The sequence below is a fragment of the Rhizobium sp. P2_G9 genome, assembly GCF_056403475.1.
Window position 1 is genome coordinate 37,360 of the sequence record NZ_JBFUFK010000005.1, and the last position, 22,906, is coordinate 60,265.

The window sequence follows — 22,906 nt, forward strand, 5'->3', positions numbered from 1 at the left end:
CCTATGGCTTCGGTGGGCGGCGAAAAGCACCTGCCCGTTCGCCAAAGTTGTGACCCTTATAGGATCAGCCGGTGAATGCAGGCTGAATGGCCCGTTCACATTTCAGCGATTTCTTAAATAACTGCCTGCAGGAATCCAGTCAGATCGCGGGTCATATGATCGATATTGTCGTCGGCCTCGTCGGGGATTTCCCAGCGTTCGAGCGGCTTGTGCTCGCCAGAAGGCAGGATGAGCACCGTCTTCATGCCGAGCAATTTCGGCACGGCGAGATTGCGCGGCAGGTCCTCGAACATCGCCGCCCGGCGGCTGTCGACACGGTGCAGGCTGGCGAATTTGTCATAGGTCTGGTTGGCCGGCTTCGGCACATAGTCGGCCGCGACGATGTCGAAAATGTCCTCGAAATGGTCGAGTATGCCGAGTGCCCCAGCGGCGGCCTGGGCGTGCTTGACCGTACCGTTGGTGAAAATGAATTTTCGTCCGGGCAGCGCCTTGATTGCCTCGCCGAGTTCCGGACTGGCGGGGACCAGGGAATAATCGATCCGGTGCGCCGCGTCCAGGAACTCCCCCGGATCGATCCCGTGATGATGCATCAGGCCGCGCAGCGTGGTGCCGTGATCGTGGTAATATTGCTTCTGCAGCCTGCGCGCATCCTCGACCTCCATCCCCAGCAGTTTCGCTACATAGGCGGTCATGTTGCGGTCGATCTGATCGAAGAGATCGACGTGGTGCGGATAGAGCGTGTTGTCGAGATCGAACACCCACTCGGTCACATGGGCGAATTCGGCGCGGTCGGGAAGATCGGTCTTGGAGGTCATGCGGTGGGGTTACGGCGGATCGACACTCTTGGCAAGCAGGAAATCGACAGCAATGTGGCGCAATCGCGTTCGAGGTCGCTTACCCGCAATTCCGCCGGAATCATTGTCATTTTCGATCGTATTTCCGCTCTGATCCGTTTCCATCCATAATGGCGAACGGGTGGGAGAACAATACATGCGCATTATCTTGATCAATCCGCCACACACGGCGATCGGCAGCCGTGTGCCGGACGACCATTTGCCGCCGCTCGGGCTTCTGTCGATCGGTGGTCCGCTGATCGATGCCGGCCACGATGTCCGGCTTATCGACGCCGATCGCGTTGACATGCCAATCCCCGAAATCGTGCGGCAAACGCTGACTGCGCGGCCGGACGCCGTACTTGTCGGTCATTCGGGCTCGACCAGCGTGCATCCGACGGCCATGCGGATCATGAAGCAGATCAAGGCGGCGGCGCCTGACGTCAGGATCGTCTATGGCGGTGTGTTTCCGACCTATCATTGGCGCGAGGCGCTCGCCGAAAGTGCCGAGATCGACGCGATTGTCCGTGGCGAGGGTGAGGAAACCGCGGTCGAACTGATGGCTGCTCTTGAGACGGGCCGGCCGCTCGCCGGCATTTCCGGGATTGCTTTTCGCGATGCGAGAGGGCGCATCGTCGCAACGTCGCCACGCCAGGCAAGCAACGACCTCGATCAATACCGCATCGGCTGGGAGCTGATCGACCATCGGCTCTACAGCTATTGGGGCGGCAAACGCGCCGTGGTCATGCAGTTTTCGCGCGGCTGCCCGCATCTTTGCAATTATTGCGGCCAACGCGGATTCTGGACCCGATGGCGCCATCGCGACCCCAGGAAATTCGCCGCCGAGATTGCCCGGCTTTACCGGGAAAAGGGCGTCGAGTTCATCAATCTCGCCGATGAGAACCCCACCGTTTCCAAGAAGGCCTGGAAGGAATTCTGCGAGGCGCTGATTGCCGAGAATGTCCCCGTACAGATCGCCGGCTCGACCCGGGCCGATGACATCGTCCGTGATGCCGATATCCTGCATCTCTACCGCAAGGCAGGTGTCGTACGCTGGCTTCTTGGTATGGAGAGTACGGACGAGGCAACGCTGGCATTGATCCGCAAGGGCGGCGGCACGTCCACCGACCGCGAGGCGGTAAAGCTGCTGCGGCAGCACGGCATCCTTTCCATGGGCACCTGGGTTGTCGGCTTCGAGGAGGATCGTTTCGCCGACATCTGGCGTGGTTTCCGGCAATTGCTGGCTTACGATCCTGACCAGATCCAGATGCTGTTCGTCACGCCGCATCGCTGGACGCCATTTTTTCGGATCGCCAAGGAGCGAACCGTGATCGAACCCGATATCCGCAAATGGGACTACAAGCATCAGGTGCTGAAGATGCGCCATTTCCATCCGCTGCTTCTGGTGCTCAGCGTCAAGCTGGTGGAAGTGATGATGCAAGCGCGACCGAAAGCGATTGCCCGCATCCTCTTGCATCGCGATCCTGTCCAGCGGCATTCGATGCGCTGGTACACGAAGATGGGTCGCCGTGTCTGGTTTCGCGAATTGTTCGAGGCGCTTTTCAGGCGACGGCAGATGCAGGACGGCCCCAGCCTCGAGGATTTCTGGGGTGCACCACTGGATACCGAAGAAGAATCGATGAAGCCGCCGGCGCGGAAGGCGGAGGCCCATTTGCGTTTACGTGCTGAAGAAGCGATACCTCTTGTCGGGATAGCGGAGGCAAGCGATGACCGGCATTACCGACCTTGAAACACTGCTCGCCAGCATGGAGCCGGAATTGCAACCCGGTGCGTTCGTCTTTTGCACCCTGCCGCCCGGCGTCGAACTGGAACGCGATATCGCCGCCCTGGCAACCTTCATGGAGAAAGAGGGGCTGACACTGATCGTCGACTCGGTCATCGCCACCCGACTCGATTGCCCGAAGAGCGCGCCGATGCGGCAGATCAGCCTTAAAGTGCATTCCTCACTTGAGGCCGTTGGGCTGACCGCAGCCATCGCTGCCGAACTCACGCGTCATGGTATCAGCGCCAACGTGGTCGCGGCTTTCTATCACGACCACATCTTTGTCGGCGCGGCGGATGCCGAGCGCGCAATCATGGCGCTGAAGGCTTTGTCAGAGAGAAACCGTGATGCGGTGGGGCGGCATTAGGCGCGGAGGACGCCAAGCGCATGGCGGCGGACCGAGCCAAAAACACCGCCGTGTCGTCTACATCATGTCGCGCGGGACGACCTTATCCCAGGTTTTCCGAAAGATTTCCGCGTCGCCTTCATAGGCGATCACCTCGGCGCTGACATGCCAGTCCGTTGTCGTGCAGGACATCTTTGCCGTCGAGATCGTCCTCAGGAACCAGCCCGGCCGCGCCATGTCGCAGGTCCAGGTGGAACGGCCGGTCATCGAGGTCGGCTCGCCATCGGCGATCGTCCAGACCTCGTCGCGCAATTGCCGGGTCGACAGGCCGGTGCCGGGATGTTCGTGCAGGCCAGTATCCTCATGGATGCGATAGTGCGTCTCGGCGGCCGAGAGTTCGCGGGTGACGGAGCGATGCGTCTTGCCCGGTGCATGTTCAATGTATTCCGGAAGCGGCGACGGATTGTCGGGCTGTTTCATCTCGATCCGCTCGGCCTCGCCGAGTTTGGGCATGGCGAGTTCGATCGTGGCAAGATCCACCGTCAGGCCCGGATCGGTCGGCGGCGGCAGGATCATCGGCCAGTAGGCGGTCGACAAGGATAGGCGAAGTCTGTGGCCGGGCTCGAAACGATAGCCGCAGGCGTCGAGCACCAGCGTGATTGTCGTCTTCTCCCCCGGCACAAGCGGCTTCGGATCGGCATTCGATTGGCGATGGGCGAGGTTGAGTACGCCGAAGGAGACGCGCTGCGCCGTGCCATCCGGATGAATGTCGACAACGCGGGCGCAAAGATTGGCCAGTTCCGCTTCACAGGAGACGGTCAATTTTACCGAGGGCATACCGAGGAAATCAAGCGGCTCCGTCAACGGCGCGGTTTCGATGACCAGCGAGCCGGCATCGTCGCTGCGCTGGTCGACGGCCATTTCCGCATCCGGCTTCAGTGTGAAATATTCGCCGGAGGCCGTGCCGGTATTAAGGGGCGAGCGCAAGAAAACCTCGCCATGGCCGCGGCTCGATCCGGCCGTCGCCAGCCTGCCATGCGGATCGACGTGGAAGTGCTGGGCTTCCGGGCTGGTCCAGGCGCTCTTGGCAATCCAGAAGCCCGGATCGAAATCGCGGCGCGGCGCAGGCCGGATCGCGTCAAGAATGTAAGCGCGGACCTGCGGAAGATCTTCGGCACCATTCTGCTCATCGCGCAGCCAGCGGTTCCACCAGCGGATCGCCTCGCCATGAAAATCGGCGCGCGGCTTCGGCCAGGCGAAATGCGGATATTTGTGCACCCAAGGGCCGATAATGGCTTTGCCCTTCGGTCCCAGGCCTTCGACGGCCTTGATCGGCGTATTGCGATAGCCGTCCGCCCAGCCGGCAATCACCAATGCAGGAATCTCGACATCGGCGAAATTGTCGCCAATCGAGCCGTGCTGCCAAAAGGCGTCGCGGCGCTGGTGCGTGAGCCACTCCTCCATGAAGAAAGGTTGGTTTTCCAGCCGTTCCATCCACATTTCCTTCCAGCGGTTGCCGGTCAGATCCTTATCGGGCGAGCGCGACTGATAGGCCAGCATGGTCGCGGCCCAGGAAAGCTGGGCGGACAGATGCGTGCCGTTCTTGTAATGGATGTCGTCATTATAGCGGTCGACCGTCGAGGCGATCGAGATCACCGCCTTGAGCGGCTTTGGCCGCAGCGCTGCGACCTGCAGGCAATTGAAGCCACCCCAGGAAATGCCCATCATGCCGACCGAACCGTTCGACCATGTCTGCGCCGCGATCCATTCGATCAACTCGCAGGCATTGGCAAGTTCGAGCGGCGTATATTCACCATCGATAACGCCCTCGGATTCACCCGAGCCGCGGATATCGACGCGCACGCCGGCAATCCCAGCTGCTGCGAAAACCGGATAGGTGGATTCGTCGCGCGGGCTGGTTCCATCGCGCTTACGGTAGGGCAGGAATTCGAACACGGCCGGCACCGGATCATTCTCGGCATTATCAGGCATCCAGATGCGGGCGGCAAGGCGAGTGCCGTCCTTGAGCGTGATCCACTGGTTTTCGATTGTCGTGAAGGAACGGTCGGGCATTGGGTACTCTCGGGAGAATTGGACATGCGGATAGGCGACAGGCTCGTGGCCTGCCGCCAGACTAGTTTAACCCTCAAGATTTGTCATGCCAATTGCGGCCGGATGAAGCGCAAACGCGTCCTACCATCCCGGCAGCATATGACCGGCCTTGAGGCGCGGCATGCGCGGCCACATCTTGACGTCGCGGTCGAGTTCGTCCTCGACACTGACGGGCGTGATGTTGTCGAGGCAGGCGCTGATATGGGCGGTGATGGCATTGGTGAGCGATGGCGACAGGCCGGGGCGCTTCATGATGCCGATCTGCACCGGCGCCAGCGGCGGAAAACCATCCGGCTGTCCCAGCACTTTCATGCCGGTCCTGAGCGCTGATTCCGGCAGGACCGAAACCGCCATGCCCGCAAGCACGGCCGACGCCACGACGGTCGACGACCAGCTGGTGAACAGAATCTGATATTCGCGGCCGATGGCGTCGAGCGAGGCGCAGGCAAGCCTGCGCCACTGACAGTCGCGCCGGCCAACGGCAAGCGGCACCGGCGCATTCTCCGGCAGCGGATGATTGGCCGAGGTGACCCAGCAGAGCGGCTCCGTGCGCACCACTTCGGATTCACGCTCCAGCGGATTGTGGGTGACAAGCGCAATATCAAGTTCGCCGCGCGCCATCTTCTCGGCCAGGTCGACCGAAGGCTCGCAGACGATATAGAGTTCGACATTGGGATGCGAGCGGGCGAAGCGCTGGATGATCTCCGGCATGTACCGGTCGGCATAATCATCCGGCGTGCCAATGCGCAGCGTGCCTTCGAGACGATTGTCATCGAAGGCGGCGACGGCCTCGTTGTTGAGGCGGATCATGCGGCGGGCATAATTGAGCAGCTTTTCGCCTTCCGGCGTCAGCCGGTTGCCGCGGCCGTCCTTGACGAAGAGCGGCTTGCGAATGCGCTCTTCGAGCCGCCGCATCTGCATCGACACGGCCGACTGGGTCTTGAACACCCGGTCCGCCGCCTTGGTGAAACTGCCGGCATCGGCGATGGCGACGAAGGTCTGCAACTGGTCAATATCGAGCGGCGCTGACATGAGGATACACCCATAAGAGAGTTTGATAGTAATGATTAGAAACATTCGTTGGACTGATCAATAATTATTTTTCATAAAGGCACCATCAAATGCAATTTGGCCAGTCAGGCCAAGGAGAAACCAATGTCTATGCTGGATCAAGCGCCCGCTAGCGCCGCTGCGGGCAGAGGTGAACTGTTGTCGAATGCCTGGCGGGCTCTGCTCGGCTGGCCGGCCAGTTTTTCAAGAGCGTGGCGCGGCCGCAAGCTCGTGCAGGACATGCGCGATTTCGACGATGCGCAGCTCGCCGACATCGGCCTGAAACGCAGCGATGTTGAATCTGCGCTGTTGCTGCCGTTTACCGCCGACCCGTCGATGCATCTGGTGATGTTGCGCCAGAATCCGCTGCGCGGTTCGAAACGGTTCTAGTTCCTTTCCGCATGCCCGGGCATCCTCGCGCCTGGACATGCTGAGGGAGTGGGTCCCGCCCCCCGCTCCCCCCAGTTTCCCCGCAGGGCTACGCCAAGCGCCCTGCCTCTTGCCCGGTCACGCTGCTTTCCCAGGCAGCCGGCCGGGTTTTTTCTTTAAGGCATGTCTGCCGAAAGTGGTCACCGGCTTCGGGATAACGACATGCGAAAAAACAAACAGCTAAAGCGCCAGGAGCCAATCCCGGAGATCGCGATGCGCTTTGTGACAGATGCATGACAGGTTTGTTACGAAAGGAACAGACAAGTGACGCGAACGGCTCTAGAAGGCGCGCCAAGACAAGGAGTTACCTCTATGGCCATGTTTGCCGAAACCCATCCCGTCCCCTTTTCGCTGCTGCAGCGCGCCAAGACGTTTGCGCGCACGCGCGACTGGGTCCGCTTTCACAACACGCTCGCACAGCTCGATGAGCTCGACGACCATATGCTGCGCGATGTCGGATTGACGCGCGACGATATCATCGATCTGCGCCTGGCTTCGTCCGCCGACGAAAAGCTGGTTGATCTCACACGCCGCCGCGCCGGCCGTTGATCGGGCAGGATGGAGATAATCAACTGGGGCGGGCATAGTTCATCAGCAACGTATAGATGATTGACTTGTGATCGGTCATGATCCCTTCCGCCTCGGAACCACCGACAGCGAGCGCGAGACGGACGACGCCGCGCGCCAGTTCGAACATCAGGAACGTTTGCCGGCTAAACATATCGAATCGGCCTGGATCTATCCATGGCTGGGCGACCTCGCAGAAGAGATGCGCCAGCTTTCGAATGGACTGGATATAGGCAGCGTTCAAGGTCTTGTCTGCCTGGACCGCACTCAAGACATCGACCATCGCGGAATCGGTCAGCAGGCGTTGGTGATATTGCCTCAGCGTCGCCGCGCTGGCGATAAACAATGTCTCGAGGCTGTCAACGCCCTTGAGACCTTCTTCGAGCATGTCATAGACATCACTCGACCAGCGGTCGTGCAGCGTGGCGACAATAGCGGATTTGTTGGGGAAATATTGGTAGACCGAGGATATCGGTCCGCCGGCCAGGGCGGCAATCTCGCGCATCTTGACGGCGTCCCTTCCCTTTTCCCCTATCAACCGTTTGGCAACAGCCAGAATTTCATCAACCCGCTCGCGGCTCCTCTCCTGCTTGGGAGCGCGCCTGAGGATCTGCTCGGCTTTCGGCATTCATGTCCTTCTGACATGGAAGTCATCATGGACACTCGCCCAGTTCAAAATGCTTACGCTCCCACATCTTCATTCAGTGTTGAGCGACAAGCGCGCAGATTGCAAGTGCGGTTTACGCCGATGTCGCATATTGATCCGAGGGTGATGAGCGCAGGTTGATATTTCTTTGCTTAATTTACCCTCTAATTGTAATTTCCCGCGTGGCGCCAGCGGCATGCCTCAAACATGCTGCGAGATACACCTTCGTCGGCAAATGATTCCCGTCGCCTGTTCCAAGGCGGGATAGCCTGGACATCGCATCGGCCAATGGCCGGAAATTACTGCCGGAGCTCCTTGCGCAGGATCTTGCCGACATTGGACTTCGGCAGGCTGTCGCGGAATTCGATGGCATGCGGGCGCTTGTAATTGGTCAGGTTCGCCGCGCAATGCTGCTTCAGCATCTCGGCCGTCAACGCCGGGTCCTTGCGCACGACAAAGATCTTGACCGCCTCGCCGGAATGCTCGTTGGGAATGCCGATGGCGGCGACTTCGAGCACGCCGGGATGCTGGGCGACGACCTCCTCGACTTCGTTCGGATAGACGTTGAAGCCGGATACGATGATCATATCCTTCTTGCGGTCGACGATCTTGAAGAAGCCGCGGTCATCCATGAAACCCATGTCACCGGAGCGGAAATAGCCGTCCGGCGCCATCACTTTTGCTGTCTCATCCGGGCGCTGCCAGTAGCCGGCCATCACCTGCGGCCCGCGGATACAAAGCTCTCCCACTTCTCCCGACGGCAGGCTGTGGCCGTCGTCGTCACGGATGTCGATCTCGGTAGAGGGAATCGGCAGGCCGATCGTGCCTGTGAAAGCCGTCGTGCCCGGCGGATTGACAGCGGCGACCGGCGAGGTTTCCGACAGACCATAGCCTTCGAGGATGACGCAGCCAGTGACCGCCTGCCATCTTTCCGCGACGACGCGCTGGCAGGCCATGCCGCCCGCCACCGTCAGCATCAGGCTGGAAAAATCGAGCTTCTTGAAATCCTCGTTATTGGCCAGCGCGTTGAACAGGGTGTTCAGGCCGGGGAAGAAATTGACCTTGTACTTTGCCAGCTCCTTGACGAAAGCAGGGATGTCGCGCGGATTGGCGATCAGCAGGTTGGACGAGCCCTCGGACATGCCCATGACCATGTTCACCGTGAGCGCGAAGATGTGATAGAGCGGCAGAGGGCAGACATAGAGGATGTTGCCGGGCACGCCGCCTTTCAGCTTGTAGGCGGCCTGCAGGAAGAGGCCGCTCTGCACGGCATTGGCGAGCACATTGCGGTTGAGCAGCATGGCGCCCTTGGAAACGCCGGTCGTGCCACCGGTATATTGCAGGAAAGCGATGTCATCGAGGCCGAATTCCTCGCGACGGAAATTGCCGTCATGCGCCAGGATCGCCTTGAACGGCGTATGGCCCGGCAGCGACCAGGCTGGCACCAGTTTCTTCACCTTGCGGACGACATAATTGACCAGCAGGCCCTTGAGGCCGAGCATGTCGCCCATGGTGGCAACCGCCACGGAGCGCACCGATGTCCGGGCGATCACCTGCTGCACGGTGACCGCGAAATTTTCGAGCACGAAGAGGCCGACGGCGCCGGAGTCCTTGAGTTGGTGTTCGAGCTCGCGCGGCGTGTAGAGTGGGTTGACATTCACCACCGTCATGCCGGCGCGCAGGATGCCCATCACGACAACGGGATATTGCAGTACATTGGGCAGCATCACGGCGATCCGGTCGCCTTTCTTGTGCCCTTTCGACTGYAGCCAGGCCGCGACTTTCGCAGATTGGCGATCGACCCCGGCATAAGTCAGCTTCTTGCCCATGCTGATGAAGGCGGTCTTGGCCGCGTAGCGGCGGCAGCTGTCTTCGAAGAGCGCTGCAAGCGTCTGGTGTTCGAGCGGGGCGATCTCCGCCGGTATGCCGCTCGGATAGGATTTGAGCCAAGGGCGGCCAGGCAGTGCTATGGTCGAAGCCGGAGAGACTACGTTCATGCGTTCCTCCCTGGACCGCGCAAATCGGTCCGCGCGCACATCAGAACATGATCAAAGAACAAATCGCCTTCAAGCCCTTTATGACAGAAATTTGTAACTCTTACGTTTACGTCAAATTGTCTGCTCATAGGTGCGAGCGTGGAAAACGCAGTTTCCCGAGCAATGCGCCAGCCGGCGCGCCTCATCGCAGGCAGTGATTTGGGATCGTCGTTAATAACCTGCTTCGCGGGTCACGACATTTTCAAGCGGCTGGCCGCTTTCGAACCGATCAATCTGACGCTCGACATAGGCAAACAGCGCGGCTGTGTCGGAATCGGCAGCGCAGTGCGGCGTCAGGATGACGTTGGGCATCGACCAGAAAGGCGAGTCGAGCGGCAGCGGCTCGGCCTCGAAGACGTCGAGCGAGGCGGCTTTGAGCGTGCCGTCCGTGAGCGCAACAGTGAGATCAGCCTCGACCTGGCTGCCGCCGCGGCCGGCATTGACGAAAACCGGGCCGCCAAGCGCGCCGGTGCGGCGCAGCTTGCGGAACAGCACCATGTCAAAAATGTCGCGGGTCTCCTGTGTCAGCGGCAGGAGGCCGACAAGAATGTCTGTCTTGCCGAGGAATTCGTCGAGACCATCGGCGGCATAGATTTCCACACCGTCGATTGCCTTGCCGCTTTTCGACCAGCCGAGCACGTTGAAGCCCATAGCCTTCAGCTTGTGGGCTGCATCCGAACCCAGCACGCCCATGCCCATGATGCCGACATTGATGTCGGCGGCTTCGGGCTGGGTGAGCGGCCGCCAGAGCTTTGCACGCTGGTGCCGGTCATAGGCGAGATGCTGACGCAGATGCAGCAGGCATTGCATGACGATCCATTCGCTCATGCGCGTCGTCAGCGTGTGGTCGACGAAGCGGACCAGAGGCAGGCTCGGCAGACCGGGCAGCGTCAGCACATGATCGACGCCGGCGCCGCCGGAAAACAGGACCTTCAGGTCCATGGCGCGGGAGAAGAGATCATCCTGCGGCTTCCACAGCACGGCATAGGGGATGCCGGAGAGATCGCGACCCGCATTCGCCGGATCGGCACGGTTGATCACCTCGCGTCCCGCAAAGGCGTGCTTCAGGCCCTCACGCACCTGATCGGGATGAAAACGCAGATCGACGATAACCGGGCTTTTGGCAGGCATGGGCACTCACTGATGGACGGCGGCGGTCTTGACGGCCTCGATATTGAAGGCCGCGGCGAGGAGGGCCTTGGTATAATCCTCCTTGGGCGCCGAAAACAACTCTTTGGATGGGCCTTGCTCGACGACCTTGCCGTTGCGCATGACGATGATCTCGTTGGCGAGTGCCCGGACCACCTTGAGGTCATGGCTGATGAACAGGTAGGCAAGGTCGTGCTTGGCCTGCAGGTCTCGCAGCAGTTCGACGACCTGGGCCTGCACGCTCATGTCGAGCGCCGAAGTCGGTTCGTCGAGCATGACGAATTTCGGTTTCAGCACCATGGCGCGGGCAATGGAGATGCGCTGCCGCTGGCCACCGGAAAATTCATGCGGATAGCGGTGACGCGTTTCCGGGTCGAGCCCGACTTCCGTCAGCGCCTCCGAAACACGGCGATCGCGTTCCTCGTCGGAGATTGACGGCTCATGCACGCCAAGACCCTCGCCGATGATCTCGGCCACCGACATGCGCGGCGATAGCGATCCATAGGGATCCTGGAAGACGACCTGCATTTGCCGACGGCGCGGCCGCATCTCGGCGAAGCTGGCGTTCTGAATATCCGAGCCGACAAAGGCGATGCGTCCCTTGGACGAAATCAGCCGCGTCAGGGCCAGACCGAGCGTCGTCTTGCCGGAACCGGATTCGCCGACGATGCCGAGCGTCTGGCCCGCCTTGAGCTTGAGGTCGATGCCATCGACCGCCTTCACATAATCGGTGATCTTGCGCAGGAAGCCCGTCTTGATCGGAAACCAGACTTTCAAGTCCTGGCTTTCGATGATGATCGGTTTGGACTCATCGGTAACCGGCGGCTCGCCCTTCGGCTCAGCGGCGAGAAGATGCTTCGTATAAGGATGCTGCGGATTGGCGAAGATTTCGGCGGTCGGACCAGCCTCGACGATCTTGCCCTTGGTCATGACGCAGACCCGATCGGCTATCTTGCGGACGATGCCGAGGTCATGGGTGATGAACAGCATCGACATGCCATGCTCGGCCTTGAGCTTGCGCAGCAATTCCAGGATTTGCGCCTGCACCGTGACGTCGAGCGCCGTCGTCGGCTCGTCGGCGATCAGAAGCTCCGGTCGGTTGGCGAGCGCCATAGCGATCATGACGCGCTGGCGCTGGCCACCGGACAGTTCATGTGGGAAGGCAGATAGCCGCTTTTCCGGGTCGCGGATGCCAACCTGGGTCAGGAGTTCGATCACGCGACTGCGCGCCTCCGTCCGGTTGACCGCCTGATGCAGATGCAGGATTTCAGCGATCTGCCGCTCGATCGTGTGCAACGGATTGAGCGAGGTCATCGGCTCCTGGAAGATCATGGTGATGTCGTTGCCGCGGACATGCCGCAAGGCCTCAGACTTTGCGGCGAGCAGGTCCTGGCCTTTGAAGAAAATCTGCCCCGACGGATGACTGGCCGCGGGATAGGCCAGCAGTTTGAGAATGGAGTTGGCAGTCACCGACTTGCCCGAGCCGGATTCACCCACCAGCGCCACGACTTCGCCCTGCAGGATGTCGAAGGAAATATGGTCGACCGCAATCGATGTCCTGCCGCCTTGCTGGAAGGCGACGGAAAGATCGCGGATGGACAGGAGAGGATCAGTCATGATGTAATTTCCCCGAGGATCGACTCCAGGCTGTTGATGTTCGCACGAATAACATTCACCGGAGGCATCAATTCCTCCCGGAATTGATGCCGTGCTTCTGCGATATCCGACAGCCCCAGATCGTTGGTGAGAAAATGAGAGCAATTGGCAATTCGGCTCGTGCCCAAGTGGATGGCATCGGGCAGCTTTAGCGACTTGAATGTCGCTCGAAGAGCGGCAGCTCTTGCAAGCATTGTGAACGACGCCGGAATGACATCCAGCCAATAGCTGCCGGAGCGGATCTGAAGATAAAACTTCGCCAGAGATTCAACTTTGTCCCGGTAGGGCCATACCAACACTTCAGCGAACGTCAATTCGCTGGTCATGAAAAGCGGGTGTCTACCTTCTTTTGGATGCTTTATGACTATGGATTGCAGAAGCGAACCCACCCTACCCTGATCTTGAGCCAAGTCGATAAGCACATTGGCATCAAGGTAGATGCGTTCGAACACCGTCATTCGCTATCCCATTCGTCTCGAAGTTCGCGAATGCGTCTAACAGACTCATCCGGGGATACGTTGGGCAGACCGGAACTGCGAATTTCCTGTAACGCTGCCTCGAATTGCTGAGGCGTAAGCGGCTTGATTTGCTCGATCGGAACAGACCACAAATCGCGGATTTCCACTAAATCGCTTTCCTCTTGTATCTGGAGCGTCACCATCTCGGCACCTTCAAATTCCTTCCGCAAATCCTCGGGCAGGTTCGCAACCGGATAGTGTTCGCGCACGATCTTGTTCATGACATTCAATCCTCAAGGCTTTGTCTTGAAGATAAGCTGGAACCCGTGAAAAAGCGAGTTCTGCTCATCCGAAGGTCTTCCTTGGATCGAAAGCGTCGCGCACTGCTTCGCCGATGAAGATTAGCAGCGAGAGCGTAATGGCGAGCGTGAAAAAGGCGGTGAAGCCGAGCCAGGGTGCCTGCAGATTGTTCTTGGCCTGGCTGACCAGTTCACCGAGGGAGGGAGAACCGGGCGGCATTCCAAGGCTGAGATAGTCGAGCGCAGTCAGTGTCGAGATCGAGCTGGACAGAATGAACGGCACGAACGTCAGCGTCGCCACCATGGCGTTGGGCAGCAGATGCCGCCACATGATTGTGGCATTGTTGACGCCGAGCGCACGGGCCGCACGTACATATTCAAAATTCCGCGCCCGCAGGAACTCCGCGCGCACCACCGCCACAAGGCGTGTCCACGAAAACAACAACAGCACGCCGAGCAGGATGAAAAAGCCGGACGGCAGGACGGCAGCGATGATCAAGAGGATGTAGAGTTCCGGCATGGACGACCAGATTTCGATGAAGCGCTGGAAAAGCAGGTCAGTCCGGCCGCCGAAATAGCCTTGCACGGCGCCAGCGCCGACTCCGATAATCGACGACAGCAAAGTGAGCGCCAGGCCGAACAAGACCGAAATACGGAAGCCATAGATGACGCGGGCCAGCACATCGCGGGCCTGGCTGTCGGTGCCAAGCCAGTTCATATTGCCGAGCGTGCAATCGGGATCGGCATCCTTCCCAGGATAGCCGGCACATCGATCCTTAGCGTCCATCCTCCAGAACGGCTCTGTCGGTGCCGAATGCGGTATGTTGGAATTGGCGGTGTCATAGGAATAACGAATCGGCGGCCACAACATCCAACCATGGGCGTTGATCTCGTCACGGATATAGTCGGTCTTGAAATCCGTTTCGGCTAGGAAACCGCCGAACTTGTCCTCCTGATAGTCGACGAAGATCGGCATCAGGATCTCGCCTTTGTAAGAGACTAGGATCGGCCGGTCGTTGGCGATGAATTCAGCGAACAGGCTGAGCACGAACAGGACGGCGAAAATCCAGAATGACCAATAGCCGCGCTTGTTGGCGCGGAAATTGGCGAGCCGGCGGGCGTTGAGTGGTGTCAGGCGCGGTTTTCTGATCGGCATCTCCATCTCAGACATCCCGTCTTTCGARATCGATGCGCGGATCGACCCATGTGTAAATCAGGTCGGAAGCCAGCGTCAGGAACATGCTCATCAGAGAGAAGATATAGAGCGTGCCGAAAACGATCGGATAGTCGCGCTTTATCACGGCCTCGTAGCCCATCCGGCCGAGGCCATCGAGGGAGAAGATATTCTCGATCAGCAGTGCGCCGGAGAAGAAGGCGGTGATGAAGGCGCCGGGGAAGCCGGCGATGACGATCAGCATGGCATTGCGAAAGACGTGGCCATAGAGCACGCGTCGCTCCGTCAGGCCTTTCGCACGCGCCGTCGTCACATATTGCTTGCGGATCTCTTCGAGGAAGGAATTCTTGGTAAGCAGCGTGGTGGTGGCGAATGCCGAGACCAACATCGATACGACCGGCAGAGTAATGTGCCAGAGATAGTCGAGGATCTTGCCGCCGATACTCAACTGGTCGAAATTGTCGGAGGTCAGGCCGCGTAGTGGAAACCAGTTGAAAAACGAGCCGCCGGCAAACAGCACGATCAGCATGATGCCGAACAGGAAGCTCGGAATGGCATAGCCGACGATGACCACGCCGGAGGTCCAGACATCGAAGGTCGAGCCGTCCTGAACTGCCTTGCGAATACCGAGCGGGATCGAAATGGCATAAGAAAGCAGCAGGATCCAGACGCCAAGCGAGATCGATACCGGTATCTTCTCCTTGATCAGGTTGATGACCGTTTCGTTGCGGAAGAAGCTTTCGCCGAAATCGAAGCGGATATAGTTCCACATCATTTCGCCGAAACGCTGCCAAGCAGGCTTGTCGAAGCCGAACTGCTTGTTGAGCTTGGCGATGAATTCCGGATCAAGACCCTGAGCACCGCGATATTTCGAGCTGGTGTTCACGCCGACATCATTGCCGCCGCCATTCAGCGAATCGGTATTCTGCCCGGTCAGTTCGGCGACGATCTGCTCGACCGGACCGCCTGGGGCGAACTGCACGATGGTGAATGAAAGCAGCATGATTCCCAGAAGCGTCGGGATCATCAGCAGCAGGCGCCGAAGGATATAGGCTCCCAATCAGGCCTCCCGGTCCATGAGCGTTGCGGGGCATCGTGATGCCGTTGCCTGTCCGGTGGTCAAATGATTCTCCAGAAAACCGCTGATTCGCGTCGATTGGGACTATCTGCGACGGCTAGGATACCAGCCTTTCGTCAGGCTCAAGGACTATTTCTGCTTCATCCACCAAATCGCCGGGAAGCCGATCGAATATTTCGGCAGTTCCTTGGGCCGGTCGAACTTATCCCACCAAGCGACGGGATCTTCGCTGCGGAAATAGCTCGGTATCACGTAATGGTGATGCAGCAAGACGCGATCCAGTGCATGAACCGCCGCTACTTGGTCGTCACGATCCGCCGAAAAGATTACCTTCTGAATGAGCTTGTCGATCGCGGGATCGGCAACACCTAGATAGTTTTGCGTACCCGGTGTCGCAGCCGACTTTGAACCCCAGTATTCCGCCTGCTCGTTGCCCGGGTTGAGGCTCTCGCCCCAAGCATTGTACATTACGTCGAAATCACGTGTCCGGGCACGCTGGACAAATTGCGAAGCGTCGACGGAGCGGATAGTGACCGTCACACCGATCAGCTTGAGATTGGCGGCCAGCGATAGTGCGACCGGCTCTATGATATTCGAGCTGAGCATGATCTCGAAGCTGTAGGGCTCACCGGTTTTGACATTGACCATTTTATTGCCGCGGATTTCATAGCCAGCCTGCTTGAACAACGCCACGGCTTGTCGAAGGTTGTTGCGCACCTTGTTCGGGTCGCCTCCAACCGGATTCTTGTATTCCTTGGTAAAGATGGACGGCGGCAGTTCGTCCTTGATACTGCTGAGAATTTCCAGCTCCTTGCCTATCGGCAAGCCACTGGAGGCTAGTTCTGTTCCAGCAAAGTAGGAGTTGATCCGCTCGTACCAGCCGTAAAATATGGTGCGCCTCAGCGTCTCGAAGTCGAAAGCCTCGTTCAATGCCTCCCGGACGCGCTCATCCTTGAATTTGTCCCGCCGCAGATTTGGAATGAAGGCAACCATCACACCTTGTGCACGAGCTTCATTCGGGAATTTTTCTCTCTTGATTTTACCCTGCATCATTGCTGGGAAATTGAACTGAGTCTCCCAGCGTTGTGCCTTGTTTTCCTGCCAATAATCGATGGCGCCGCTGCGGAACGCCTGGAACTCGACGTCGCGGTCGACGAAATAGGTATATTCGATGCTCCTGAAGTTATTCTGGCCGACGTTGACCGGCAAGTCCCTGCCCCAGTAGTCGTCACGCAACTCATACTTGACCGATGAACCCGGACGGATGGCAACGATCTTGTAGGGACCGGACCCCATCACCGGTTCCAGGGTCGTTCCGCCAACATCGCGCTTCTCGCCATTCGCATCCACTCCTTCCCACCAGTGCTTCGGTACGATGATCAGCTGGCCAACGATATTGGGCAATTCCCGATTGCCCTTCTGGTCGAAGGTGAATTTAACCTCGCGGTCACCGGTCTTCTCGGCCTTTAAAACATGCTGATAGTAGAAGGCCTTGGCCGGGTCGAGTTCTTTGGCCTTGTCCAAGGAATAAATTACGTCATCCACGGTTACTGGCTGGCCGTCGGCCCATTTTGCCTTCGGATTGAGCCGGAACGAGGCAGAAGAGAAATCCTCGGGATAGGAGACTGCTTCGGCTAGCAGACCATATGACGAAAACGCTTCGTCCGAAGAAGACTTCATCAGCGTCTCGAAAACCAGGCCGATTGCACCCTCGACGTTGCCCTTGCTGCCTGCCACCGGATTGAGCGAATCGAAAGTACCATATGCCGAAAGATGCAAATCCCCCGCCTTCGGCGCGTCAGGATTGACATAATCGAAATGCTTGAAGCCCGGCGGATATTTAAGCTTACCGATGACCGACACGCCGTTGGTCCAGTTGTCTGCCCAGACGGGGCCGGGAATGAGGAGCGACAGGGCAAGCAATCCCGACAGTGCCGCATGTTTTCCATTCATCCTCAAACCCATCTTCACTTCCTTTGCGACAGACTGCGATTCCTCTGATGATCTAATGTCAAAAAACGATCGTGGCAAATTTGCCATTCGCGAGTGAGATTTTTCGGCAAAGCCATGCTTTCCGCCAAATCCTCACGAATTATAGTAGTCTGGCCAAATCAGTTTCGCGCAGGACGATGATCAATACAGGAAATTCAGAGGGAGCAGCGTTGAGAAGTTTTCTATTCCGGCTCGCCGTTTCAATTCTGAGTCTCACCATGGCCGCGCCTGCTGTGGCGCAGGATCCCATCCCCGCCAAGAAGCTGTTTGGCGTCAAGCAATTGCCGACGGTGGGGCCGACCGAATCGATCGGCTTCTACGCCAATGGCTGCCTGATGGGCGGCGTGGCGATCCCCTCCGATGGCCCGACCTGGCAGGTGCTGCATCCATCGCGCAATCGTCGCTGGGGCAATCCGGCAATGATCAGCCTTCTGGAGCGCCTGTCGCACGACGCCCATGACAAGGACGGCTGGAATGGCCTGTTGATCGGCGACATCGCCCAGCCGCGTGGCGGCCCGATGCTGAACGGCCATGCTTCGCACCAGATCGGCCTCGATGCCGACATCTGGCTGACGCCGATGCCGGACCATATGCTGAGCGATGCCGAACGCGACCACTTTCCGGAGAATTCGATGCTGCGCAAGGACAGCGTCTATGTCAACGACAGCGTCTGGAACAATGCACCGCACGAAGCGCTGATCATGCGGGCGGCGAGCTATCCCGAGGTCGAACGCATCTTCGTCAATCCCGGCATCAAGAAGAAGCTCTGCGACACCTGGACCGGCGATAAGACGCTGTTGTGGAAGGTCAGGCCGATGTACGGCCATGACTATCATTTCCACATCCGCATCAAATGCCCCATCGGTTCGACGACCTGCACGCCGCAGGTTACCCCGCCGCAGGACAGCGGCTGCGGCAAGGAGGTGGCCCAGTGGCTCGACCGGGTGAGACCGAAGCCAATACCGAAAGTCGCGGAAAAGCCCAAGGTCAAGCCGGTGAAACCGGTGAAGCCAGCCTATCTGACGATGAACGCGCTGCCGAAGGCATGCACCATGGTGCTCAATGAGCAGGCGGTGCCATCAATGGCGGCGGCCGAATATCATGGGCCTGTCGTCGCCGACGTGGCGACCGCCAGCGACGTGCCGGCAAGCACCGAGACCGCCTATGCCTCACCGACAGAACCGGTTACGGCCGTCGTCTTCCGCTCGATCGAGGATTTCTCGAATCTGGTGCCGCCGCTCAAGAAAGTGCCTGTGCCTCGGGAACGGCCGGTCGAATAACGGCGAGGTCTTACAATGAAAGATGGCACTCCCACAGACGGCCTGAAGAAAGCCTGGCGCGACAGCATCGAGAGCGACGATTTCCAACCGCTCGACTTGGCTACCTTTAAAGAGGAAGGTCGGCGATTGCTGTCGCATGCCGACCGCCTTCCCTCCGATCTTTGCATCCCTGCCCTGCGCAAAATTCATTGAAATTTCATGAGCCGGCCTGTTCCCTTCAGGCCGTGATCGTGGTACCAGCCCTCGCCATCTTCCGAAAGGTATTTCCGCACACGGTTCGCGCCCGAACCGGCGGCACTCATTATTTAAGGAACATGGCATGGCGCGCATCATCGAAACCATCACCGGCCTTCAGGCGCTTACCTTTGACGACGTGCTGCTGCAGCCCGGCCATTCCGAGGTCATGCCGGGCCAGACCGACATTTCCACCAAAATCGCGGCCGATATCGAGCTGAACCTGCCGCTGCTTTCCGCCGCCATGGACACGGTGACGGAAGCCCGTCTGGCCATCGCCATGGCGCAGGCCGGCGGAATGGGCGTCATCCACCGCAATCTCGATCCCGTCGCGCAGGCCGAGCAGGTCCGCCAGGTGAAGAAATTCGAGAGCGGCATGGTGGTCAATCCGGTGACCATCGGTCCCGATGCCACCCTTGCCGAGGCTTTGTCGCTGATGAAGACGCACGGCATTTCCGGCATTCCGGTGGTTGAGACCCAGGGCACGGGCCGCACCGGCCGGTTGGTCGGCATCCTCACCAACCGCGACGTCCGCTTCGCCTCCGACCCAGGGCAGAAGGTCTATGAGCTGATGACCCGGGAAAACCTGGTCACGGTCAAGGAGAATGTCGAACAGGGCGATGCGAAGCGGTTGCTGCACCTGCATCGTATCGAAAAACTGCTGGTCGTCGACGATGCCGGCCACTGCATCGGCCTGATCACCGTCAAGGACATCGAGAAATCGCAGCTCAATCCGCATGCATCGAAGGATGCGCAGGGTCGCCTGCGTGTCGCTGCCGCCACCTCGGTGGGCGATGACGGTTTCGAACGCGCCGAACGGCTGATCGATGCCGGCGTCGACCTGCTGGTGATCGACACCGCACACGGGCATTCGCAGCGCGTGCTGGACGCCGTGACCCGCGCCAAGAAGCTGTCGAATTCGCTGCGCATCATGGCCGGCAATGTCGCGACGCCGGACGGGACCCAGGCGCTGATCGATGCCGGCGCGGATGCCGTCAAGGTCGGCATCGGTCCGGGTTCGATCTGCACCACCCGCATCGTCGCCGGCGTCGGCGTGCCGCAGCTTGCCGCGATCATGGGCGCGGTGGACGTCGCCAGCAAGCAGAACATCCCCGTCATTGCCGATGGCGGCATCAAATTCTCCGGCGACCTCGCCAAGGCGATCGCCGCCGGTGCGTCAGCCGGTATGATCGGCTCACTGCTTGCCGGCACCGACGAGGCGCCGGGCGAGACCTATCTCTACCAGGGCCGCTCGTTCAAATCCTATCGCGGCATGGGCTCGGTTGGCGCGATGGCGCGCGGTTCCGCCGACCGCTATTTCCAGGCGGAAGTGCGCGACACGCTGAAACTGGTGCCGGAGGGCATCGAGGGCCAGGTGCCGTATAAGGGACCGGCCTCCGGCGTCCTGCACCAGCTCGCCGGCGGCTTGCGCGCCGCCATGGGCTATGTCGGCGGCAAGAACCTTCGGGATTTCCAGGAGAAGGCGACCTTCGTGCGCATTTCCGGTGCGGGCCTGCGCGAAAGCCATACCCATGGCGTGACCATCACCCGCGAAAGCCCGAACTATCCCGGCGGTGCATGAGCGGCGCCGACGGCATCGGCTCCGACAATTCTCCAAATTACCGATCGACGGCGCCCTTGCAGGTGCCGTCTTTCGTTTGGCGTCCACCTGCATGCCCTTTCCTTGGACGCCGCATCGGAAGCACAAAAATCTTTCCGGTCTTTCGGTTGTTTTGCATTGCACAATTTCGCCTCAATGCCGGGCCTTAGATATATTTTCCCAGGCGGATTACTCGCCGATGTGGTGCAGCACGAAAGGCTTTCGGCATGAAGCTTGGCAAGGATCGCAAATTCCTCGTTCTGCAGGGCGGCGGTGCACTTGGGGCCTATCAGGCCGGCGCCTATGAGGCGCTGCACAAGGCCGGTGTCCGGCCGGAATGGATCGCTGGCATCTCTATTGGCGCCATCAATTCGGCGATCATCGCCGGCAGTCCGGAAGACAAGCGCATCGAAAACCTGCGCAGCTTCTGGGACATGGTGTCGGACGGGCCAAAATCGCTGATGGCCCACGCGCCCGATCTGGCTCGTAAGTGGCTCAACGAGTATTCGGCGAATTTCAACGCGCTTGCCGGGGTGCAGGGTTTTTACGTGCCGCGGGCGCTGACACCCTGGCAATATTTCACCGATTCCAATGCGCGGATCAGCTATTACGACACTGCGCCCCTGATCGATACGCTGAACCACCTCATCGATTTCGACCTGATCAATCATCGCGCCGTGCGGCTCAGCCTCGGCGCGGTCGAGGTGGCCAGCGGCAATTTCGATTATTTCGACAATTTTCCCTCGTCGAAACATCGCAAGCCGACCCATATCACCGCCCACCACGTCGCCGCCTCCGGCGCACTGCCGCCCGGCTTTCCGCCGGTGCAGATCGACGATAAGTTCTATTGGGACGGCGGCCTGGTCTCCAACACGCCGTTCCAGTGGGTGCTCGATGAGCGCAAGACGACCGACGACATCTGCGTCTTCCAGGTCGATCTGTTCTCGGCCGAGGGCCGCATGCCGGAGGATATGTCGGATGTGCTCGCCCGCGACAAGGAGATCCGCTATTCGAGCCGCACGCGTCTCAACACGCAAGAGGCAAAGACCAAGCAGAAATACAAGAAGGCGCTCGCCCGCGTTCTGAGCCTGGTGCCGGAAGAGTTCCGCAACGACAAGGACTTTCTGTTCCTGAACCGGCCCGAAGATCTCGGCGCCGTTACCGCCGTGCATCTGATCTACCGACGCAAGAAATACGAGACCCATTCCATGGACAACGAATTTTCCCGGCTCACGATGGAGGAGCATTGGAAAGCGGGCTATGACGACGTGACGGATACGCTCAATTCGCCGCAATGGCTGAACCGCATCATTCCCGATGAGGGATTCGTCCAGATCGACCATCGCCGGGAAACCGCCAGAAGCTGAAGAAGAATGGAGAAGATCATGAAACTCAAGGACAAGGTCTGCATCGTCACGGGTGCTGCCAGCGGGCTCGGCTATGGCATCGCCAAGCTCTATGTGGCGGAAGGCGCCAAGGTGGTCATTGCCGACCTCAAGGCCGATGCCGCTAATGCTGCGGCCGATGAACTGACGAAGATGGGTCCTGGCGAGGCGATCGGCATTGCCATGGACGTGACCAGCGAAGATGAAGTCAACAAGGGCGTCGCCGCCGTGGTGGCGAAATGGGGTCGGGTCGACGTGCTGGTTTCCAATGCCGGCATCCAGATCGTCCACAAGATCGAGGAATTCCCGTTTGCCGACTGGAAGAAGATGCTCGCCATCCATCTCGATGGCGCCTTCCTCACCACCAAGGCCTGTTTCCCGCTGATGAAGCAGCAGGGCGGCGGCGCGATCATCTATATGGGCTCGGTGCATTCCAAGGAGGCTTCCGAATTGAAGTCTGCTTATGTGACGGCCAAGCACGGCCTGCTCGGTCTCGCCCGCACCGTCGCCAAGGAAGGCGGCCATTATCGCATTCGCAGCAATGTCATCTGCCCCGGCTTCGTGCGCACGCCGCTGGTCGAGAAACAGATTCCCGAACAGGCAAAGACGCTCGGCATTTCCGAGGAAGATGTGGTCAAGAAGGTGATGCTCGGCCAGACAGTTGACGGCGAATTCACCACGATCGACGATGTCGCCGAGACGGCTCTGTTCTTCGCCGCATTTGAGAGCAATGCGCTGACCGGTCAATCGATCAATGTCAGCCATGGCTGGAGTATTCAGTAAAGCCAAGCAATCATAA

At 59.4% G+C, this 22,906-nt stretch carries 21 protein-coding genes; 9 read left to right on the top strand and 12 right to left on the bottom strand.

Annotation, left to right across the window (positions count from 1 at the left end; translation table 11 throughout):
* Positions 1-113: 113 nt before the first annotated feature.
* Entirely contained in the window at positions 114-815 is a 702-nt protein-coding gene (locus AC1DYF_RS05655) for a pyrimidine 5'-nucleotidase (protein ID WP_477875713.1), read from the bottom strand.
* A 175-nt stretch (positions 816-990) separates the two neighbouring features.
* Here AC1DYF_RS05655 and bchE point away from each other — a divergent pair, with 175 nt between their 5' ends.
* Together bchE and AC1DYF_RS05665 are read left to right on the top strand one after the other, a co-directional pair.
* Complete coding sequence (gene bchE / locus AC1DYF_RS05660; protein WP_477875714.1) at positions 991-2,583, top strand: magnesium-protoporphyrin IX monomethyl ester anaerobic oxidative cyclase; 1,593 nt, start codon at positions 991-993, stop codon at positions 2,581-2,583.
* On the top strand, positions 2,561-2,983 hold the full coding sequence (locus tag AC1DYF_RS05665; RefSeq protein ID WP_477875715.1) for an ACT domain-containing protein: 423 nt from the start codon (positions 2,561-2,563) through the stop codon (positions 2,981-2,983). The genes bchE and AC1DYF_RS05665 overlap by 23 nt, the downstream gene beginning before the upstream one ends.
* A gap of 57 nt (positions 2,984-3,040) precedes the next feature.
* On the opposite strand, the gene AC1DYF_RS05670 is transcribed toward AC1DYF_RS05665, so the two are convergent.
* Both AC1DYF_RS05670 and AC1DYF_RS05675 read right to left on the bottom strand, forming a co-directional pair.
* Positions 3,041-5,035, bottom strand: coding sequence for a CocE/NonD family hydrolase (locus tag AC1DYF_RS05670; RefSeq protein ID WP_477875716.1), 1,995 nt, complete (start codon positions 5,033-5,035; stop codon positions 3,041-3,043).
* Between the two features lie 120 nt (positions 5,036-5,155).
* Positions 5,156-6,106, bottom strand: a complete 951-nt coding sequence (locus AC1DYF_RS05675; protein WP_477875717.1) for a LysR substrate-binding domain-containing protein — start codon at positions 6,104-6,106, stop codon at positions 5,156-5,158.
* Between the two features lie 123 nt (positions 6,107-6,229).
* On the opposite strand from AC1DYF_RS05675, the gene AC1DYF_RS05680 reads away from it, so the two are divergent.
* Positions 6,230-6,514 carry a DUF1127 domain-containing protein gene (locus AC1DYF_RS05680; protein ID WP_477875718.1) on the top strand — a complete coding sequence of 95 codons (285 nt, stop codon included), beginning with the start codon at positions 6,230-6,232 and terminating at the stop codon, positions 6,512-6,514.
* A 351-nt stretch (positions 6,515-6,865) separates the two neighbouring features.
* Positions 6,866-7,102, top strand: a complete 237-nt coding sequence (locus AC1DYF_RS05685; RefSeq protein ID WP_477875719.1) for a DUF1127 domain-containing protein — start codon at positions 6,866-6,868, stop codon at positions 7,100-7,102.
* Between the two features lie 19 nt (positions 7,103-7,121).
* On the opposite strand, the gene AC1DYF_RS05690 is transcribed toward AC1DYF_RS05685, so the two are convergent.
* From AC1DYF_RS05690 to AC1DYF_RS05730, 9 genes are all read right to left on the bottom strand, one after another.
* Positions 7,122-7,748: a TetR/AcrR family transcriptional regulator gene (locus tag AC1DYF_RS05690; RefSeq protein ID WP_477875720.1), complete on the bottom strand. Its 627-nt coding sequence runs from the start codon at positions 7,746-7,748 to the stop codon at positions 7,122-7,124.
* A gap of 317 nt (positions 7,749-8,065) precedes the next feature.
* On the bottom strand, positions 8,066-9,763 hold the full coding sequence (locus AC1DYF_RS05695) for a long-chain-fatty-acid--CoA ligase (protein ID WP_477875721.1): 1,698 nt from the start codon (positions 9,761-9,763) through the stop codon (positions 8,066-8,068).
* Positions 9,764-9,973: 210 nt separating this feature from the next.
* Positions 9,974-10,933 (bottom strand): 2-hydroxyacid dehydrogenase, encoded by a 960-nt coding sequence (locus AC1DYF_RS05700; protein ID WP_477875722.1) that lies wholly within the window; start codon positions 10,931-10,933, stop codon positions 9,974-9,976.
* Between the two features lie 6 nt (positions 10,934-10,939).
* On the bottom strand, positions 10,940-12,568 hold the full coding sequence (locus AC1DYF_RS05705; protein WP_477875723.1) for an ABC transporter ATP-binding protein: 1,629 nt from the start codon (positions 12,566-12,568) through the stop codon (positions 10,940-10,942).
* Positions 12,565-13,065 (bottom strand): type II toxin-antitoxin system VapC family toxin, encoded by a 501-nt coding sequence (locus AC1DYF_RS05710; RefSeq protein ID WP_477875724.1) that lies wholly within the window; start codon positions 13,063-13,065, stop codon positions 12,565-12,567. Before AC1DYF_RS05710 ends, AC1DYF_RS05705 begins: the two co-directional genes overlap by 4 nt.
* Positions 13,062-13,346: a hypothetical protein gene (locus AC1DYF_RS05715; RefSeq protein ID WP_477679902.1), complete on the bottom strand. Its 285-nt coding sequence runs from the start codon at positions 13,344-13,346 to the stop codon at positions 13,062-13,064. The genes AC1DYF_RS05710 and AC1DYF_RS05715 overlap by 4 nt, the downstream gene beginning before the upstream one ends.
* Positions 13,347-13,410: 64 nt before the next feature.
* Positions 13,411-14,520: an ABC transporter permease gene (locus AC1DYF_RS05720; protein ID WP_477875725.1), complete on the bottom strand. Its 1,110-nt coding sequence runs from the start codon at positions 14,518-14,520 to the stop codon at positions 13,411-13,413.
* A 7-nt stretch (positions 14,521-14,527) separates the two neighbouring features.
* The gene (locus AC1DYF_RS05725; protein ID WP_477875726.1) at positions 14,528-15,598 is read right to left on the bottom strand and encodes a microcin C ABC transporter permease YejB; all 1,071 of its coding nucleotides are present in this window, start codon (positions 15,596-15,598) and stop codon (positions 14,528-14,530) included.
* 147 nt (positions 15,599-15,745) lie between these two features.
* Entirely contained in the window at positions 15,746-17,581 is a 1,836-nt protein-coding gene (locus AC1DYF_RS05730; RefSeq protein WP_477875727.1) for an extracellular solute-binding protein, read from the bottom strand.
* A gap of 245 nt (positions 17,582-17,826) precedes the next feature.
* Between AC1DYF_RS05730 and mepA the strand changes: the two genes are divergently transcribed.
* The 5 genes from mepA to AC1DYF_RS05755 all read left to right on the top strand — a co-directional run bounded on the left by mepA (position 17,827) and on the right by AC1DYF_RS05755 (position 22,890).
* Complete coding sequence (mepA, locus tag AC1DYF_RS05735) at positions 17,827-18,888, top strand: penicillin-insensitive murein endopeptidase (protein WP_477875728.1); 1,062 nt, start codon at positions 17,827-17,829, stop codon at positions 18,886-18,888.
* Between the two features lie 15 nt (positions 18,889-18,903).
* The gene (locus tag AC1DYF_RS05740) at positions 18,904-19,080 is read left to right on the top strand and encodes a hypothetical protein (RefSeq protein WP_477875729.1); all 177 of its coding nucleotides are present in this window, start codon (positions 18,904-18,906) and stop codon (positions 19,078-19,080) included.
* Between the two features lie 127 nt (positions 19,081-19,207).
* The gene (gene guaB / locus AC1DYF_RS05745; protein WP_477875730.1) at positions 19,208-20,704 is read left to right on the top strand and encodes an IMP dehydrogenase; all 1,497 of its coding nucleotides are present in this window, start codon (positions 19,208-19,210) and stop codon (positions 20,702-20,704) included.
* 245 nt (positions 20,705-20,949) lie between these two features.
* The gene (locus tag AC1DYF_RS05750) at positions 20,950-22,089 is read left to right on the top strand and encodes a patatin-like phospholipase family protein (protein WP_477875731.1); all 1,140 of its coding nucleotides are present in this window, start codon (positions 20,950-20,952) and stop codon (positions 22,087-22,089) included.
* Positions 22,090-22,107: 18 nt separating this feature from the next.
* Positions 22,108-22,890: a 3-hydroxybutyrate dehydrogenase gene (locus tag AC1DYF_RS05755; protein ID WP_477875732.1), complete on the top strand. Its 783-nt coding sequence runs from the start codon at positions 22,108-22,110 to the stop codon at positions 22,888-22,890.
* Positions 22,891-22,906 lie beyond the last annotated feature (16 nt).